Consider the following 16,951-nt stretch of genomic DNA (forward strand, 5'->3'; position numbering starts at 1 on the left):
AAACAAGCTAACTAATGTTATTGAGGAATACATGCAAAGTAAACAACGAGATGTTATCAAGTATATTGCCATACTTATACTGCTACTACTTTGCTGGTCAGAGCAATTTAACAGCTATGTCATGGATTTTCTTGACCAAACCTTAGTGCAGTCATCATTAGTTTATGCTTCTGCGCGCAGTGTTAACGGCATTATTTCTTTATTGCAGTCGGCTGAAGTCGGTATTGGTATAGCCAGCATAGCGCCTGCACAATTGCTTGATCCGGTGAACGATTTAGCCGAATACATTGCCGATGCGATGCGCATATCATTAGGCTCACTGTTTATCCAGCGGATTTTATTTACTATTTCATCAGGGGTATTTTTTAGCACCTTGTTTACCGCCAGCGTCATTAGTTATTTAGTCTGTGATTATTTTGGGTATTTAAAACAGCTTAAAGGTAAGTTACTCGCTAGCCTGATTTTAGTGCGGTTTTTAATTCCATTTGTAGTACTTGCAACTGGGCTTGCCAGCCAAGCCTTTCTAGATGAAGAAATTAATCATCAAAATCAATATGTTGAAAAGACCGTTGACACACTTAGCGTACAGGCTAATGCAACCTCCACACTATCAGCACAACTGAGCGCAAAAATTAACAGTGACAAGCAAACAACTCTCGATGAACTCGAACTTATTGCCGTTCAGCAACAACAATTAAAAGCAATTATTACAGATAACCAACAGCAGCTTGAGCAATTAAATAAGCAAATTGACGCCATTCAAACGACCCGCAGTTTAGCCGAAAAACTCACCTTAACAGAGCTTCCCGAGGCTAAACAATTACTGCAAAAACAACGCGAGTTAAAGCAACAACAAGCATCTATCAACAATCAGTTCGCCGCGTTATATCAACAGAAAGCTCAACTGCAACAACAGCTGCATGATTATAACGACCAACTAGCAGGTAATTCTGGCAATTTAATTAGCAAAGTCGTTGATACCGTTACCACTGGCATTACAGATATGGCTAATTCTTTAGAGGGCTTATTTATTGAATTTTTAAACTTAGTGTCGTTACTAATCATCAAATTATTTATCATGCCTTTGCTCTTCTTATATTTATTTAGTAAGGCATTTAAAGCTATTTGGCAACGTTCCGTGCTGCAAGCATTAGCGCAAATGAAAACAGAAATACACACCACCATCACAGAAAAATAACCGCTATATCATGCTTAGGGTCACATCAGCTCAGCATGAAAGCGATGCCCTAATGGGTCATTTTAAAACTAACAATTAAAAATTAAAACCAATAAAAACAGACAGATAAAATAAAAAGCATTGAATGAAAGGAAACCTAAATAGCTTTACTCTCACTGCAGAAGTCTTTCTTTTGTCACGGTTTTGTCATAAAAGTTATTTAGCTTGCATCGCATACATGGCTAACTTAGGACTTTACTCGTGCCAACACTTAAACCACTTGCTTATGCACTGAGCATATTAACACTCACAGCAACATTAGGCGCTTGCAGCAGCCAAGATGTTAATTCCACTCAACCAAGCCAAACTACACTAAAGCTTAACAGCGCACCATTTTGGCAACAAAATAATGTTCAAGGTTCGCAAGCTGCTTGGCTTTTTGATGATGCATGGTTACTAGCCAGTGAAAGCCAAGGCTTAATTGTAGTAGAGCAAAATAAACAACATAGCGAAGTACTTAACGCGGGTAACTTTGAAACTCTGTCAGTGCGTACTATTGGCGATAATCGCTTTTTAGTGACCAGTATTGATAACGAACGTGATCTGGTTGCCGTTTTCACCCTAACTAAAAGTAACGGCAACTGGCAGCTAACGGAGCACACACCGATTGTTGCACCGCAAGCAAAACCTGAAGCGGTCTGCCTATTTAACAATCACAATACGGGGAGTATTTCTGCTTTTGTTGCTGATGTTCGCGGCTTAATGCGCGAAACCTTAATTTATAACTTTGCCACAGAGCAAACCACTAACATTGCGGTCCGAGAATTTGCCGGTGTAAATGAAGCTGCGGGTTGTGCGGTTAATGATGTAAGCCAACAATTATTTATCAGTGAAGAAGAACTTGGCATTTGGCAAATGAACGCCAATGCAGAATCTTCAGCGAGTAAACAACCCCTTACCATGGTTGCTCCCTTTGGTGAACTGGCCAGCGGTATTGGCGCATTAACCACCAGCACTGATGGCAGCCTCTGGTTTACTAGCAGCAGCAATAACACCCTATACCGATATAATCCAGAGCAAGGTATACAACAAAAGTGGCGTGTCTCTGGAGATCTCAGTATTGGTTCTGTGGTAATTGATAATAACGCCACTACTGCTCAAGCCATTATGTATGACGATGAAAGTGGCGCGTACCGCAGCAGCCAGTTAATTTTAGACCCAATCACCAGTTCGACAAAAACCAACACCACCACTGCAAAAACAGCACATGTGTATGCAAAAGTGCAAACTACACCAGTTGCAGCATTTGGTGATGCCGCAGACGATCCAGCCATCTGGGTGCATCCAACCGACGCAGCTAAAAGCTTGATCATTGGCACCGATAAACGTCGCGGACTGATGATCTATAACTTAGCTGGAGAGCAAATTCAAAGCCTTGACGTAGGTAGAGTTAACAATGTTGACGTTCGTCAAAGTAGTAATATCAACAACCCAACTCACTCTCTAATTGCAGCCAGTAACCGTAGTGAAAATAGCATTAGTTTGTTCACTGTCGACATACAAAACAGCGTACACCACTTAGGTAGCGTGGCTACCAATTTGAGTGAGATTTATGGCTTATGCATGTATTCATCGAAATCAGGTGACTATGTATTTGTGAATGATAAATCAGGGTTATATCAGCAATATAAAATAACCAGCCAACAGCAACAAGTCTCGGGCAAACTGGTGCGCGAATTTAATCTACCTAGCCAACCAGAAGGCTGTAGTAGTGACGATAAAAATGGGGAACTTTTTGCCGGTGAGGAAGACGCTGGTATTTGGTTTATCCAAGCAGAGCCTGATTCACAGCAAGCGCCTATTTTATTGCAATCCGTGAATGAAATGCTAGTTGATGATGTAGAAGGTATGGAGATTTATCATGGTAAAGACGAGCGCTTATTAGTGGTATCTAGCCAAGGTGACGATAGTTATGTCGTGTATCGCATAAATAAAGGTGAAAAACACCCTACCCTTGAGTTTGTCAGTAAGTTTAATATTCTTGCAAACTTAAATAACGGTATTGATGGCGTGTCAGAAACCGATGGCTTAACCGTTACAGCTAAACCGCTGCCTGGCTACCCTCTTGGCGTATTAATAGTGCAAGATGGCTACAATCGTATGCCACAGCAACCACAAAATTTTAAACTGGTGGATTGGCGCCAAGTACATTCACTTATCCATGGCGATGTTAAGTAAACTAAACAAATATAGCCGTCACTTGGCGGCTATATTACCGTTGTTAACCACCAAATAACTAACACCAACACAGTCAAACCAAGCATTGCTTTGGTTTTATGTTTTGTAATAATTCGCTCTGCTTGATTGCCAGCATAATACACCACCAGCGCCAGACCAAAATACCGAATTGAACGGGCAATAGTCGTCGCAATTAAAAACATTATTAATGAATATTTGGTCGCACCCGCTGCGAGCATAGCTATTTGAAAAGGGATTGGCACTATCCCCAACATTATTACAAACCAAAAACCTTGCTGCTGCATTTGTTGTTCTACGTGTTCAAACTGCTCTGGATTTGAAAAGGTATTGATCACCCAATCGCCAACCGCATCAAACAAGTAATAGCCAAGCGCGTAACCAAACAAGGCCCCAATAATACAGCCTAAAGTCGCCATTAAGGCTATCAGCCAAAGCTTTTCACACCGCGCTTGCATCAACGGCACCAATACTGCTTCAAGAGGAATAGGAACTATTGTTGACTCTAAAAATGAAGCCGCCGTTATGCTGGTTAACATATGCTTTGAATCAATAAATTGTCGTGTTTTTTGCTTTAAGCGCTGCATAACAGCCATAGTATCACCTTGGTAGTGCTTATAAGTTATATTTATAAGCATATTGCAAGCTCAATACCAGCCTTGCATAATTAATAAGTACATTGTTTTATAAGCATTTTTTAATAAAATTTAACAGGAAAAGGCAAATAAATTTAACTGATAGTGTAAAAACCCCCAATTAAAATTGTAAATTTTACTGTAATCAATTGCTTAGGGATTAAGCAATGTAATATTGGCTACGGCCGCTATTTTTCGCTTTGTACAAGGCTTGATCAGCACGTTTAACTACCTCATTAAACGCTTCTTCTGGGGCCTTAAATGACACACCAATACTTACACTTACCGTTCGATTAGCAGCAAGTTCAATGGTATGTGCAAGTGATAGTAATTGCTCACTTAAATCGCAGGCTTTTGGTCGGTTATCACCGGGCAGGTATATTGCAAACTCTTCACCACCTAAACGTGCAAAGACACTATTATTCGGTAAAGCTTTGGCATATAAAGATGATAATTCGATCAGTACTTGATCCCCCCTATCGTGACCAAACTGATCATTAATCACTTTAAAAAAATCGATATCAATAAGCAAAATTGTATACGGGGCTGATTGATTTTTTTGCATATATTGATAAAAGAATTGGCGGTTCGCTATTTGGGTTAAGTAATCAGTGATCAGCTCTTTTGATAACTGCTGCTGCACACTTGTTAAATCGCCTATAGTTAACTTTAAACCATAACAAGTAAACAACATGCCTGCAGTACGTAAAACATCCTCAACATAAATACCAATAAACAAAGGCTGGATCAGCACTTCATCAAGTAGATCAAAGGTTAAACCCGCCGACCACAATAATAAACCGATGCTTAAATTAACATAAGCAAAAACTGATAAGTTGGCCCTTTGGACAATGATAAAAATAGCCACCACAATTAATAGGTTAATTGCGTCGGTAAGGACACCATTAAAAAAAATACTGTTATCTAATTCAGGATAGAAATAAATATACGAGGTAACTATTAAAAACAGAGTAACTACAAATACAGCTGAAAACACGTGTTGTAAGGTGTTTTTTGCCGTTTGTTGTTGAAGTTTATTATCACTGTATTTCATACACGTTTCGCTGATTAAGTGAGCGCTATATTAAATAACGCTATCACAAACTAATGAATATATAGCTTTTAAATACAACTGCCGTTTTATATCACTGGAGCTGATTTTTTAAGTTCCTAACACCAGCCCCAACCTGAGTTTACACACCTAAACAAGGTATTTTAACCACAGCATTTTTTGTATTTTTTATTACTGCCACACGAACATGGATCATTACGTTGTGGTGTTTTTTCAAAAACTTGAGTAACAGGTTTATTAAGCACAATATCTAAAGGAGTAATATCTTCAGCAAGCGTACTATCAACACGAATATCTGCAAATAAATCATTAGCTATCAAAATAGCGTTTATTTCAAGCTCACGTGCAGCGCTTTGCACCTGTAAAACGAGCGGATTTTCTTCGCTACCAGGTTTTACTTTCGGTTTAGGCTGATAAGTACCTTGATTATTTTTACCCATAATATCGGGCTTACCACGATAGAAAAATTTTGACACCTGCGTTCCTAACTGTCATTTAAAGCAACTCACCGCGAGTAGCTAAAGGCTGCGCAGTCTAACAGAATTTAATGCTGTTAGCGCGCATCTTTAAAATCGATAATGAAGCTAATAAACTTTAGTCGTCTTCAGGTGCTTGTGCTGCTTTTATTCGCTCTTGGTTTTCTTGCATTTGCTCAAATGCAGCTTTGATTTCATCAAGCACTGAATCAACATCAGCCTCAGCATGATTATCTGCAACCTCACCGTAAAGAACAGTTTCTGCTGTTAATTCACCCGCTTGATACAAAGCCCACATTTCTTCACCAAAACGCGTATCGAGTATTTCTGGTGCATACTGCCCGTAATACAAGCGCATGTTGCGTACATCACGTAAAAACATTTCTTGCGCATTGTTATTCGCCGCCGCATTTACTGCCTGCGGTAAATCAATCACCACCGGACCGTAGCTATCTACTAACACATTAAATTCAGACAAATCACCATGCACAATACCCGCACATAGCATTAAGCGAATGTAATGAACCATAGTAGCGTGATCTTCAATTGCCTGCTCAGCAGTTAAACTCACATCATTTAAACGCGGCGCAACATCACCATCATTATCGGTGACTAAATCCATGATCAGTACACCATCGTAACAACCATGAGGTTGTGGTACCTTTACGCCAACCCGAGAAAGCGTGAAAAGCGCATCTACTTCCGCATTTTGCCACACGTTTTCTTGTTCTTTACGACCAAACTTAGAGCCTTTTTCCATCGCACGACCGCGGCGACTATTGCGTACTTTACGTCCTTCTTGGTATTTTACTGCTTGTTTAAAACTTCGGTGTTGTACATCTTTGTACACTTTCGCACAGCGAATATGCTCGCCACAGCGAACCACATAAACCGAGGCTTCTTTTCCACTCATTAATTGGCTGATGACTTCATCAACGATACCGTCTTCTATTAACGGTAAAATCTGTTTTGGCGTTTTCATGACACTCTTATACCGTACTTAGGCATACCTTGTAATCTTCTCGCAAACTATTTTATCTGACAGACCCTTACGTTAAAGCAAAAGCAGACGAAAACCAATGCTAATAAGCGCACAATTGAACTTATCAAGCATGTTAAAGAACAAAAAACTTGACTAAATCGGCTAAATCCACAAACTGCGAAGTTAACAGCCCAAATTATACTTACTTTATATGAATTCAGAAATACGCTATCGCTTTCAATCTGGTCAAATCGCTAATCGTTTTTTAAACGAATTAAAGCATTGGCCTGTCGCCCGGGTAAAAACAAAACTTCTTAATGGTGGTTTTGACGTTAAAGTAAATTATCAATTCGATGGCGCGGGGTTTGATTACACTTGCGCAGAACTTGATGAATTAGCCGCAAAACATGCCGGTGAAGAAGTTAGCTAGGTATATTAATCATACAGCAATATACATTTTGAGTTCTCTCAGCTATGTTATTAAATCTTAAATCAATAACATATAGGCACTGCAATGAATAACCCACATTCAGATCACATCCCTCAAGAAGCCTTTGATTGGTACGATGAATACGCTCATGGCAAAATGGATAGACGCACGTTTATGAAAAAACTTGGTGGCTTAGTCGCCCTTGGTTATTCAATGACAGTGCTCACTTCAGCGTTATTACCAAATTATGCCTTAGCCGAACAAGTTTCGTTTAATGATGAATCAATTAAAGCAACTTACCAAAGTTTTGATTCTCCCAATGGTCATAACAAAGGACAAGGTTATTTAGTAGTGCCAACGCTATTAAAGGGCAAGCGCCCGGTAGTCTTAGTGGTGCATGAAAACCGAGGCTTAAACCCCTATGTAAAAGATGTGGCCCGTCGTTTAGCCAAAGCGGGTTTTGTCGCTTTTGCACCCGATGCGCTATTTCCGCTAGGTGGTTATCCGGGTAATGATGACGAAGGGCGAGCCATGCAAAGCTCAATGGATAAAGAGAAAATTCAAAATGATTTTGTTGCCGCAGCCCACTATTTAAAATCACACCCACTCAGTAATGGTAAACTTGGTGCCGTTGGATTTTGTTTTGGCGGTTATATTGTCAATTACCTCGCTGCGGTTGATTCATCATTATTAAGCGCCGGAGTACCATTTTACGGCACGCCCGCCAGCGAAGCTCTGCGCAAAAATATTAAAGCCCCGTTAATGATCCAATTAGCCGAGCTTGATGAGCGCGTAAATGCAACATGGCCTGACTATGAGCGCGATTTAAAAAGTCTCAATGTAGATTACAAAATGTATATGTATAAAGATGCCAATCACGGTTTTCATAATGACTCAACGGGCCGTTACGATAAACCGAATGCAGAACTTGCATGGCAACGAACTTTAGCATTTTTTGAGCAACACCTTGTTTAATTATATCTAGTTTAATTGCACCTTGATTAATTGCATAATGTTAGTGCCAAGCATAATAAGCTAGCACTAACTTCATTCAGAATTAAGTACTTCAGTTAAGAAAAATCACCGACTCTATGACTAAATTTTTTCTCCTAAAATACATCGCTTTTTTTAGTGGATGTGTCGCTTGTTTTACCCTTCATACGCAATTTGCAGTGCCTGCGGTTATTGCATCTTGCCTAACCGGACTTATTGGCAGCTTTATTCCTTTTCCAAAACAGTATGCAAATCATCCTTACGCAGCTGTTTATGCTGGTAGTTTTGCTGGAATGTGCTCTCAGGGGTTGATTAATACCTATTGGGAATTAGCAATTATTTCATTGATTGGGGCTATTTTATACGTACTGACGACTAAAGTGTTTACTGGCTTTGGTGGTAAATTAGGAAGTATTGCCTTTATTAGTGTTGCTTTGTTTGTATTAGCTAAAGGGCTCGCGGCATGAGTTTATCATCGGTAACACTTGCTTTACTTGGCGCGTTTTTGACCTTTTATTTAGCGAAGCACAACCGTCTAGATGCGATTAGAGCGTCAGCAATTTTAGCTATTATCGCTTACCTTATTTTACTTGCCACCGAGTTCAACGCAGAGCTATATAGCAGCATTTTTTTTGGTGGCACATTTATAGGCATGAGCGCACCAAAACGCTTTGGTATTTACACGCTGTTTTCTGCCAGTGTTATTTTTTCGATTTTGTTTGATAATTTAGTGCCTTACCTTAGTAATTTTGGCGGAGCTTTGGGCATAAGTGGATTTTTGTCGATATGTGTCTGCCAAATAGCGATTGTACTAGGCGCTCCTCGCAGTAAAAAACCGCTTTAGATTGGCTAATCAAACTTTCAGTTTAAGTTAAGCTTTCCTTAAGTATTGCCTTCTATGCTGAGTTTAAATTACTACCACACTGCGCTGAACAGACTCATGTTCAACGCAGTCATTAAACTCAGGCACTTATGAAACGCATCATCTTAACTAGCTGTTTATTTTACTGCTGCTGTAGCAATGCAGAGACTGCTAACTCACTCGAGTCCATATCGAGTTGTAATGCTATTGAGCCCCAGCCTGCGACCATTGAACCAAATGCACCGCTTGGTGAAATAATTATCAAAAACAATCCAATTTTTGATCCGCATTCACCTGAAACCACAGCCTTACATCGCTTTATTAATTGGTTACATATTGATACTCGTAAAGCAGTTATTCATGAGCAGTTACCATTTCAGATAGGCGAACAAGTCGATGACACGCAATTAAGAGAAGCTGAGCGTATCCTGCGTAAGAAAAAATATATTCGCGACGCAAAGATCAGCACAACGCCAAACTGTAATGACAACAATGACCAAGCCGTAATTGTTGAAACATGGGACACCTGGAGTTTATTACCAACCATTGATTTTGGTCGCAGCAGTGGCAATAACAAGTTCAGCATTGGTTTTAAAGAAGAAAACTTTTTAGGCTATGGCATACGCGCATCAGTAAAATATAAAACAGATCACGAACGCAGCGGTTATCATACCATGCTGCAAATGCCTGTGCCGTGGCAACCGCATGCGACATTGAGCTTGCAAGCCGATGACTATGACGATGGACAAGTTTTTATGTTTGACTATCAACAACCTTTTTATCAACGAAGTAGTGATGCTCTAAGACGTTATTATGCTAAAACACAACAACAAAAAACCTCTATATATCAAAATGGCGAAACTCGCTCTGAGTTTTTTTCTGATGATACACAAGGGCAGCTTGCAGTAGGTGGCGTATGGTCACAAGACAGCAGCGCAACAACGCATTGGCTTACGGGGATTGATTATCAAGACACCCGCTATGATCAAGTTGCCAACACACCGCTTCCCGCTAACTTAAATAACTTTACCATTGCAACACCTTGGCTTGGCGTTCACTGGATACAAGATGATTTTACCGTACTTCAAGACATCGACCTTATCAATCACAGCGAAGATATTAACCTTGGCTGGGAATTAAACGCCAAATTTGGTGCTGATATGATTAATCCCGGTGAAGGCTTTATTGTTGAAACGGGGATCGACAAAGCCTGGGCGAGCGATTCATCCACCCTGTTTAGATTTAGCGGCGGCTTAAATGCCGAAATTGGTACTGAACTTGAAGATCGTGTCGCTTTATTTTCTAAAGGGCAAGTTAACCTGCGTCTCTCCCCTTTATTTGCCTTGTATGGTCATATAAATGCACAGTGGCAAAATACCGAATTCGCTGAACAACCACTTGCTGTAGGTGGTGAAGAAGGTATGCGCGGCTTTCCACAAAGTTACCAACATGGCACACAAAGTATACAAGCTAGCGCAGAGATACGTATATATCCAAACATAAATTTATATCAAATTGCCGATGTAGGTTTTGTGGGCTTTGTCGATGTTGGGCGTGCCTCTGGCAAAGTGCAAACACCTAATATCACTGATAGTACGCTTAGTAGTGTTGGTTTAGGTATTCGTCTGTTCTCATCGCGCTCTAGTAATGACAACGTCGTACATATCGATTTAAGTAAACCCCTTGGTAATTACCAAGCGGTCGACTCATGGCAACTTGGATTATCGGTGGGTACAACTTTTTAATTTGTATCGACTAGATTTGTTACATAAAATTAGTCTATAACATATTTAAATGTGTATTTTTTATAGCGATCGCAAGTAAGATAAGGCATCGGCAAAACAAAAATGTCGATGCTAAAGATCATTTAAAATGTCAGTAAATCCGATACAGAACAGGAAGTTTATGCCAAATCGTTTATTTATATTAAGTTGTATAGCACTACTAAATGGCTGCACAACGTTAAGTCAAGATGAGTGTAAAGTCGCTAATTGGCAAAGTTTAGGTTATGAACACGGCGTAAATGGTGGTGATTATGCCGATGGTATAACAAAGATCGCGACGTGTAACGATTACAATATTACCCCAAACATAGCACAATTTAAAAGTAGCTACGAAAGTGGTTTAGCGGTGTATTGTCAACCTGAAAACGGCTTTACTCTTGCTATGCGCGGAGTCTCGTATAACGGTGTATGTAACAGCCGTGCATTTCGAAAAGCGTGGGAAGAAGGTAACGACCGTTATCAAATTCAACAACGTCGTATAGAAATTGATAACCGTATAACCGAGCTAAAACAACAACTCTCTGAACTTAATCAGCAATTAAACAGCAATAACATCACGCAAACGCAGCGTAAAGAGCTAAATACACAGCAACGCCAATTAGAACGTGAGTTAAAGGACTTAAGACGCGAAAAATCCTTATTACCACTATTGAATAAAGCCTCAACAGTTGAAATTACCTTTCCTTAATTACCTTCTGCCCAGCCTGTAATAATAGGGCTGGGTTAATGCAAAAAGCGAAAGCAAAATTCAGATTAAAAAAAACCACTGTAATTTATGTGAATAAGTCTTAACTTGAACTGTCAAAGCAAGTCTGAGCCAGTAAACACTGCTCGAGTTTAACTAATTCTGACAATATATTAAGAGCTTTATAGTAGCGATGAAGCCCTCACGCAGAGGGCTTTGAATCCTTATAAAAAATAATGCGGCAGAGCACTAATATTAGCTGAAAATTAAAGAAACATACCGCCAGACGCTTCAATTCGCTGTCCCGTAATCCAGCCGCTGTCTTCACTAAGCAACATGGCAACGGCTTTACCAATATCGTCAGCCTCCCCAACCCGACCCAAAGCGGTAACAGATGCCACCATTTGGTTCACTTGTTGGTTGTCACGCACATTACCACCGCCAAAGTCTGTCGCAATAGCACCGGGTGCCAAGGTATTTACGCGAATTTGTCGGTTTGCGAACTCTTTTGCCATATAGCGTGTCATGACTTCGACTGCACCTTTGGCCATCGCGTAGGCACTTGAACCTGGCATACTAAAACGTGCCAAACCTGAAGAAATATTGAGAATATGACCGCCGTCTTTAATATGCGGTAATAATGCTTGCGTTAAAAAGAAAGGTCCCTTTACATGGATTGCCAGCATATTTTCTAGCTCTTCATAAGTGGTTTCTTCAACACTTACCCGTAAACCTACGCCAGCGTTATTTAACAAATAATCGAAATCGCTTCGTGCAAATTCATTGGTCAACAATCCGTCAACCTGACTAACAAATTCAGGAATGGCATCAAAATCGCGCGTATCCAATTGAAGGGCAAAGGCTTTTTGGCCTTTTTGTTGAATCTCTTCAATCACATCTTGTGCCGCTTGAACATTATTGTGATAAGTAAAAATAACGTCTATGCCTTTGTCAGCTAACGCTAAAGCACTGTTTCTTCCTAACCCACGGCTAGCACCAGTAATAATTGCTAATTTATTCATCACTCTCTCCAATCTATTCTGTAACAATTTTAAAACCTTAAACCATAGCGGCTCTGACCACGTAGAACAGAGTAGATAATTTATTGTGTTCGATATACATGACAAAAGTGATAACATTGTTCGGATAAAACAAACAAAGGTAGAAGATGTGGACAAATTTGAAGCCATGCAGCGCTTTGTATTGGTTGCTCAATTTGGCAGCTTTACCAAGGCAGCAGACGCGCTTGGCCTGCCAAAGTCAAGCGTATCAAGTGCTATTCAAGGGCTTGAAAGTGAATTAGGCACGCGGCTTTTTCATCGCAGCACGCGCAGCGTCACCTTAACTCAAGACGGCGAGACTTACTTACCACAGTGCCAAGTACTGCTCGCCGAGTTAGACGCTTTGGCAAGCCAGTTCCAACGTAACTCTGATGATGTTCGCGGGGTACTCAGAGTCGACATGCCTAGTCGTTTTGCCACAACGGTTGTCATTCCGCATTTATCCGACTTCCTCGAAAAATACCCCAACATACGCCTAAAGATCAGCAGCGCAGATTATCGAGTTGATATAATTAAAGAAAGCATTGATTGCGTCATTCGAGTGGGTAATCTTGACGATAGCAGCCTTATCGCTCGCCCATTAACGCTGTACCGAAGCGTAAATTGTGTGTCGCCAAGCTATGTTGAAAAATATGGTATTCCACAGTGTCTTGCAGAATTAGCCAATCATAAACTGATCGAATATTCTCATACGCTTGGTAATCTCGATGCCCAATTTGAATACATGGAAGGCGACAAGGTAAAACAACAATCCATGCCAAGTAGCCTAGCGGTTAATGGCACAGATGCTTATTTAGATGCTTGCTTAGCAGGGCTTGGCATTGCCCAACTCCCCGCGATTGGTGCAGAAAACCTCATCAAGAAAGGCCTACTAATTTCTGTCCTACCTCAATTTGAAGCCGAGCCAATGCCGGTGTCTTTACTCTATTCATCACGTAGACAACCAACTAAACGCCTAACTGTATTTATGAATTGGCTGCAATCAATCACCCTAGCAAGGTAATAAAAGTCACAGCGCTTTGGGTCACGTTATTGAACACATCTATTGTGAAAACCGCCTTGTACTTATTCCAAAAAGGTTCACTTGAAAATATTTTAAGAACTAAATTTTTTACGTAGACTCACTCTCAATATAATTCACTGCTTCCCAGTTAAGGGCACTATGAAATATAAACAGCATTTTTGAAATCTTGAGGGTTATCGCTCACAGCCGTAATATCGGCAAAGTGGTAGAAGCGGACATTGATGATTCTTGATGTGTGAAGTCAAGATTTGACCCCTCTGGCTTTTAATTAAAGATTTTGGCTTTAAAAAACACTACAAGCTTAGCGGCAAAGTCCATTATGTTTGTTTTTTCAACGGTCAGGTGATAAATGTTTATGACCGTTTTGGGCGTTAGTTTCCCTTTTAAGATGCGAACTAGACTGACAATTTATCGCAAAATCAGTTTAACTGACGTGACTTCGAATGACGGGCATTGGCACAATGTTCTCGTATGGTTCTGAATGACGTACGGCCGCTCTTGCCGTTTTTGCGACTGTCAGCAAGCAAATCTTGCATGTCTCATTATCTATTAGCCGACCATAAAACTTTGTAACGTGAAACTAAGTTTATTTGTTAGATAGCGCTCCTCCAGGTTACTAAATTATTAAACAAAAAAACGGCTCAACATGAGCCGTTTATTGTTGTCTGTTACATCAATCACAATTGGCTGATTTCCTGCCCCAACTCAAACTTGCTATCGGTGACTATTTTTTCAAGCACTATCACTCTTTTAGCCAGCTGCTCTACCCTTTTCTGCATGTTATTCACCGCTTCGGTATCTGTGTCTTTTTGCAGCGCTAATATCTTCTGATTGACCTCAGATTTGTAATTAAAATAATTACGCACAAAGATGATAATTAAAATCGGTGAGGTAAGGGCTAGCATAACTAAAAATAATTCAAACATAGTGGTTCTCCTAGTAGCTGTTTTGAGTGGTTAGTTCTGATTGAGGTTGTGAATTAACATCGCCATTGTTGCGCCATAGTGTTTTAAAGGCTATTTCCCGTGTTTTCCCTTTACGCACCAGTATATGCACATAAATTATACTTAGAATAATGGCAGTGGCCTTGAAAAGGTTGCCTTCTAGGTCACCAGCGGCGCCGCCTGACATGCCAAATATACCGTAAGCTGCATTCATGAAAATATGCATAAACATAGGAAACCAAATGCGGTATCCACATTCACAATATAACCACGCAAACCATGTTCCAGCGATAGTTGTGATGGTTAGCGCCATAACAACAGACATAACATCATGCCCTTGGTAAATATGCCCTAGACCAAAAATAACCGAGCTAATTAATGCGGCAGGAATAAATCCCCAACGACAAAAGTGAAATAACACCCCAAATAACGCTGCCCTAAAGATAATTTCTTCAAACAACCCAGCATATACTGAGCCGGTAATAATGCCAGGCAGTGAGAGGTCTAATTCGGTACTTAAGAATGCATACCCTAAGGTCATAGGCAAACAACAAGCTACAGCTGCCAATAAGTAGTGCTGACTGCCAGACACGTTTACACCTATTACGTCATACCAAGGGTGTTGTTTAAATAATAAGACCGCCACTAAGACAAGTGGCCCGTAGATAAATAGATATTTCGCCAAGGTGTGTAAAAGATAAGTTTGTTGATCTAGGTTAAGTAATACTTCGCTCCAACTCTCGCCCCAAAAATCACGCATAAAATAGTGACAGAACATAAAGGTGGTTAATAATATTAGTGATTTGATTGTGTGATTCATAGTTACCTGCTTAGTAAGAAATTCAAAATTCGAGCTAAGCATGCCAAGCCCAATTCATCATGGCGATGAGTTAGGGCTAAAGCTGATTATTTAGGGTTTAGTGACAAAAATTTGCGGTGATTAACAAGCCTTAGGGGCGAATGACAAGGCCTTTTTTGTTGCTTCTACATAGGTTCTAGAGACGGGCACTACCAAATCGCCAGCCTGCATAGTCAATTGCAAACCACCGGCGTTACCTTGCCATAACTTAACTAAACCAAGATTTACTGCATAAGATCTATGACAACGTACCACCTGAGCGTCAGCTGGAAGCTGTTTTAACAGTTTGGTTAACGAGCCGCGCAATAACTTACGACTGCAATTTTCATCTTCGAGCATACCAAGCTCACAATAATTATCCGCAGATTTGATAAATAAAATCTGCGACAAACTGACTTGTACAATGTCATCTTTATTGTCACCTCTTAAGGTTATTTGTTTTTCTAAGGTTAGCGTAGCGTTTTTCGCTTGGCTTGACTCAAGGGCAATTGGCTGAGACTGAGTAATAGCAACTGAATGTCGATTAACTAAAAACATAAAAATAATCGGAAACAAACCAATGGCTAATATATAAAAAACAAACAACAATTGATTCTGCCAATGCCAAACACCTAATATGGCCACCACAAAATAACTGTGATTAAATACCGCTACAAAGCCAATATACAAAGTAGCAATAAGGCCTTTTCTAATGTGGCTATTTAACCGTCTACGGCTTAATAATATCTCTATGAACCCAGCCAGCAATAAAGCACAAAAAGTCACTAAACCATAACCAGACAGACGCAGATATTTATAGGAAATAGTATCGCTGTGCGTGCCAAAAGGTTGAAACAAGAATAATATTACTAAGGTGACCACAGAAAATAGCATCGCTCTTTGAATAAGCGTTTTTTTTGAGTCCAAATCATCCTTAAGCCACAACTTCACTATTTATACACCTTCTGAAATTTTCGACCGTTAAAATACCACAGTTCTACTATGCTTTTAAGGTTTAGATAAATAAACAATTTACAGACATTCGACCTTATCTAAAAGATGCCAAAAAACCAAAAGGGGTCAACCAAAAGGGGTCAAATCTTGACTTCAGACATCAAACAATCTCGAAGTTTTTCTAATTGCAATTCAACCTTCTTATCTTCAATCATTAATGCATTTAATCTACCGACAGTTTTTGATATCGCCGAATAGTGTTTAACATTAAAAACATCTGCTAATGCCTGCAAATTTAATCCCGTTAAATCTTGGCATAATTTTATAGCAAACCAGCGTGGTAAATTTTTCTCTTTTCGCCCCTTTTTAACCGTTATAATCTCATCAACTTCAACATTAAAGTGTTTAGCTAAGTAAGCTATAACATCATCTGCTGAGCGTTTTTTACTAACAAGCTTTCTTTCGCTATCTGATTTAGCAATATAGTCTTTTATGTTTTCAATAAAGTCCTCACAACCCAAAACCCAGGGCAAGATCACGAACTTTACCTTGACTTAAAAGTATGATCTTATACTCCTTTTTAAGGAGCCCCCATGCCTGATATTCAACTATTTAAATATTTCGAATCAATTGCCGACCCTCGCCAGCAGGGTAAAGTTGTCCATAAACTTTTTGATATCATATTCTTAGCTGTCAGCGCTGTCATATCTGGGTGCCAAGGCTGGGAAGATATTGAAGATTTTGGCCATGATAGATTAGATTGGCTCAGGAAGTACGT

General features: G+C 39.9%; 19 protein-coding genes. 10 read left to right on the forward strand and 9 right to left on the reverse strand.

Annotation, left to right across the window (positions count from 1 at the left end):
- Nucleotides 1–31 precede the first annotated feature (31 nt).
- Both H5203_RS10465 and H5203_RS10470 read left to right on the forward strand, forming a co-directional pair.
- A complete protein-coding gene (locus tag H5203_RS10465; RefSeq protein WP_182819705.1) occupies nucleotides 32–1,198 on the forward strand; it encodes a hypothetical protein in 1,167 nt (388 codons plus the stop codon).
- A 240-nt stretch (nucleotides 1,199–1,438) separates the two neighbouring features.
- Entirely contained in the window at nucleotides 1,439–3,415 is a 1,977-nt protein-coding gene (locus tag H5203_RS10470) for a phytase (RefSeq protein ID WP_182819706.1), read from the forward strand.
- Nucleotides 3,416–3,444: 29 nt separating this feature from the next.
- On the opposite strand, the gene H5203_RS10475 is transcribed toward H5203_RS10470, so the two are convergent.
- The 4 genes from H5203_RS10475 to H5203_RS10490 all read right to left on the reverse strand — a co-directional run bounded on the left by H5203_RS10475 (nucleotide 3,445) and on the right by H5203_RS10490 (nucleotide 6,598).
- Nucleotides 3,445–4,029: a YqaA family protein gene (locus H5203_RS10475; protein ID WP_182819707.1), complete on the reverse strand. Its 585-nt coding sequence runs from the start codon at nucleotides 4,027–4,029 to the stop codon at nucleotides 3,445–3,447.
- A 199-nt stretch (nucleotides 4,030–4,228) separates the two neighbouring features.
- Nucleotides 4,229–5,122: a GGDEF domain-containing protein gene (locus H5203_RS22910; RefSeq protein WP_259398275.1), complete on the reverse strand. Its 894-nt coding sequence runs from the start codon at nucleotides 5,120–5,122 to the stop codon at nucleotides 4,229–4,231.
- A 161-nt stretch (nucleotides 5,123–5,283) separates the two neighbouring features.
- Nucleotides 5,284–5,616 carry a PBPRA1643 family SWIM/SEC-C metal-binding motif protein gene (locus H5203_RS10485; protein WP_145237663.1) on the reverse strand — a complete coding sequence of 111 codons (333 nt, stop codon included), beginning with the start codon at nucleotides 5,614–5,616 and terminating at the stop codon, nucleotides 5,284–5,286.
- A gap of 118 nt (nucleotides 5,617–5,734) precedes the next feature.
- On the reverse strand, nucleotides 5,735–6,598 hold the full coding sequence (locus tag H5203_RS10490) for a PA4780 family RIO1-like protein kinase (RefSeq protein WP_145237666.1): 864 nt from the start codon (nucleotides 6,596–6,598) through the stop codon (nucleotides 5,735–5,737).
- A 211-nt stretch (nucleotides 6,599–6,809) separates the two neighbouring features.
- Here H5203_RS10490 and H5203_RS10495 point away from each other — a divergent pair, with 211 nt between their 5' ends.
- From H5203_RS10495 to H5203_RS10520, 6 genes are all read left to right on the forward strand, one after another.
- On the forward strand, nucleotides 6,810–7,028 hold the full coding sequence (locus H5203_RS10495; protein ID WP_145237669.1) for a hypothetical protein: 219 nt from the start codon (nucleotides 6,810–6,812) through the stop codon (nucleotides 7,026–7,028).
- An 84-nt stretch (nucleotides 7,029–7,112) separates the two neighbouring features.
- Complete coding sequence (locus H5203_RS10500) at nucleotides 7,113–8,003, forward strand: dienelactone hydrolase family protein (protein ID WP_145237672.1); 891 nt, start codon at nucleotides 7,113–7,115, stop codon at nucleotides 8,001–8,003.
- A gap of 116 nt (nucleotides 8,004–8,119) precedes the next feature.
- Complete coding sequence (locus H5203_RS10505) at nucleotides 8,120–8,488, forward strand: hypothetical protein (protein ID WP_179959150.1); 369 nt, start codon at nucleotides 8,120–8,122, stop codon at nucleotides 8,486–8,488.
- Nucleotides 8,485–8,865, forward strand: coding sequence for a hypothetical protein (locus H5203_RS10510; protein WP_145237675.1), 381 nt, complete (start codon nucleotides 8,485–8,487; stop codon nucleotides 8,863–8,865). Before H5203_RS10505 ends, H5203_RS10510 begins: the two co-directional genes overlap by 4 nt.
- 128 nt (nucleotides 8,866–8,993) lie before the next feature.
- On the forward strand, nucleotides 8,994–10,628 hold the full coding sequence (locus tag H5203_RS10515; protein ID WP_145237678.1) for a hypothetical protein: 1,635 nt from the start codon (nucleotides 8,994–8,996) through the stop codon (nucleotides 10,626–10,628).
- 160 nt (nucleotides 10,629–10,788) lie between these two features.
- On the forward strand, nucleotides 10,789–11,355 hold the full coding sequence (locus tag H5203_RS10520; RefSeq protein WP_145237681.1) for a DUF2799 domain-containing protein: 567 nt from the start codon (nucleotides 10,789–10,791) through the stop codon (nucleotides 11,353–11,355).
- A 263-nt stretch (nucleotides 11,356–11,618) separates the two neighbouring features.
- Here the strand turns inward: H5203_RS10520 and H5203_RS10525 are convergent, their stop codons facing one another.
- Nucleotides 11,619–12,374 carry an SDR family NAD(P)-dependent oxidoreductase gene (locus H5203_RS10525; RefSeq protein ID WP_220495301.1) on the reverse strand — a complete coding sequence of 252 codons (756 nt, stop codon included), beginning with the start codon at nucleotides 12,372–12,374 and terminating at the stop codon, nucleotides 11,619–11,621.
- Nucleotides 12,375–12,522: 148 nt separating this feature from the next.
- Here H5203_RS10525 and H5203_RS10530 point away from each other — a divergent pair, with 148 nt between their 5' ends.
- Complete coding sequence (locus H5203_RS10530) at nucleotides 12,523–13,416, forward strand: LysR family transcriptional regulator (protein ID WP_182819709.1); 894 nt, start codon at nucleotides 12,523–12,525, stop codon at nucleotides 13,414–13,416.
- 698 nt (nucleotides 13,417–14,114) lie between these two features.
- Here the strand turns inward: H5203_RS10530 and H5203_RS10535 are convergent.
- From H5203_RS10535 to H5203_RS10550, 4 genes are all read right to left on the reverse strand, one after another.
- Nucleotides 14,115–14,363 carry a hypothetical protein gene (locus tag H5203_RS10535; protein WP_145237690.1) on the reverse strand — a complete coding sequence of 83 codons (249 nt, stop codon included), beginning with the start codon at nucleotides 14,361–14,363 and terminating at the stop codon, nucleotides 14,115–14,117.
- Nucleotides 14,364–14,373: 10 nt separating this feature from the next.
- On the reverse strand, nucleotides 14,374–15,201 hold the full coding sequence (locus H5203_RS10540; RefSeq protein ID WP_182762747.1) for a CPBP family intramembrane glutamic endopeptidase: 828 nt from the start codon (nucleotides 15,199–15,201) through the stop codon (nucleotides 14,374–14,376).
- A 120-nt stretch (nucleotides 15,202–15,321) separates the two neighbouring features.
- Nucleotides 15,322–16,170, reverse strand: a complete 849-nt coding sequence (locus H5203_RS10545; protein WP_145237698.1) for a LytTR family DNA-binding domain-containing protein — start codon at nucleotides 16,168–16,170, stop codon at nucleotides 15,322–15,324.
- 143 nt (nucleotides 16,171–16,313) lie between these two features.
- Nucleotides 16,314–16,712, reverse strand: a complete 399-nt coding sequence (locus tag H5203_RS10550) for a helix-turn-helix domain-containing protein (RefSeq protein WP_310736555.1) — start codon at nucleotides 16,710–16,712, stop codon at nucleotides 16,314–16,316.
- Nucleotides 16,713–16,766: 54 nt separating this feature from the next.
- Between H5203_RS10550 and H5203_RS10555 the strand changes: the two genes are divergently transcribed.
- The coding region (locus H5203_RS10555; protein ID WP_182819710.1) for a transposase family protein at nucleotides 16,767–16,951 on the forward strand (185 nt) is incomplete at its 3' end.

This window comes from Pseudoalteromonas sp. SG41-1 (genome assembly GCF_014164575.1).
GTDB classification, from domain to species: Bacteria; Pseudomonadota; Gammaproteobacteria; order Enterobacterales; family Alteromonadaceae; genus Pseudoalteromonas; species Pseudoalteromonas rhizosphaerae.

Excerpts from the sequence above, each read along its gene's own strand:
- H5203_RS10475 (WP_182819707.1), bottom strand. The coding sequence starts at position 4,029 with ATGGCTGTTATGCAGCGCTTAAAGCAAAAAACACGACAATTTATTGAT.
- H5203_RS22910 (WP_259398275.1), bottom strand. The coding sequence starts at position 5,122 with ATGAAATACAGTGATAATAAACTTCAACAACAAACGGCAAAAAACACC.
- H5203_RS10520 (WP_145237681.1), top strand. The coding sequence starts at position 10,789 with ATGCCAAATCGTTTATTTATATTAAGTTGTATAGCACTACTAAATGGC.
- H5203_RS10465 (WP_182819705.1), top strand. The coding sequence starts at position 32 with ATGCAAAGTAAACAACGAGATGTTATCAAGTATATTGCCATACTTATA.
- H5203_RS10515 (WP_145237678.1), top strand. The coding sequence starts at position 8,994 with ATGAAACGCATCATCTTAACTAGCTGTTTATTTTACTGCTGCTGTAGC.
- H5203_RS10510 (WP_145237675.1), top strand. The coding sequence starts at position 8,485 with ATGAGTTTATCATCGGTAACACTTGCTTTACTTGGCGCGTTTTTGACC.
- H5203_RS10540 (WP_182762747.1), bottom strand. The coding sequence starts at position 15,201 with ATGAATCACACAATCAAATCACTAATATTATTAACCACCTTTATGTTC.
- H5203_RS10525 (WP_220495301.1), bottom strand. The coding sequence starts at position 12,374 with ATGAATAAATTAGCAATTATTACTGGTGCTAGCCGTGGGTTAGGAAGA.
- H5203_RS10500 (WP_145237672.1), top strand. The coding sequence starts at position 7,113 with ATGAATAACCCACATTCAGATCACATCCCTCAAGAAGCCTTTGATTGG.
- H5203_RS10490 (WP_145237666.1), bottom strand. The coding sequence starts at position 6,598 with ATGAAAACGCCAAAACAGATTTTACCGTTAATAGAAGACGGTATCGTT.
- H5203_RS10535 (WP_145237690.1), bottom strand. The coding sequence starts at position 14,363 with ATGTTTGAATTATTTTTAGTTATGCTAGCCCTTACCTCACCGATTTTA.
- H5203_RS10505 (WP_179959150.1), top strand. The coding sequence starts at position 8,120 with ATGACTAAATTTTTTCTCCTAAAATACATCGCTTTTTTTAGTGGATGT.
- H5203_RS10495 (WP_145237669.1), top strand. The coding sequence starts at position 6,810 with ATGAATTCAGAAATACGCTATCGCTTTCAATCTGGTCAAATCGCTAAT.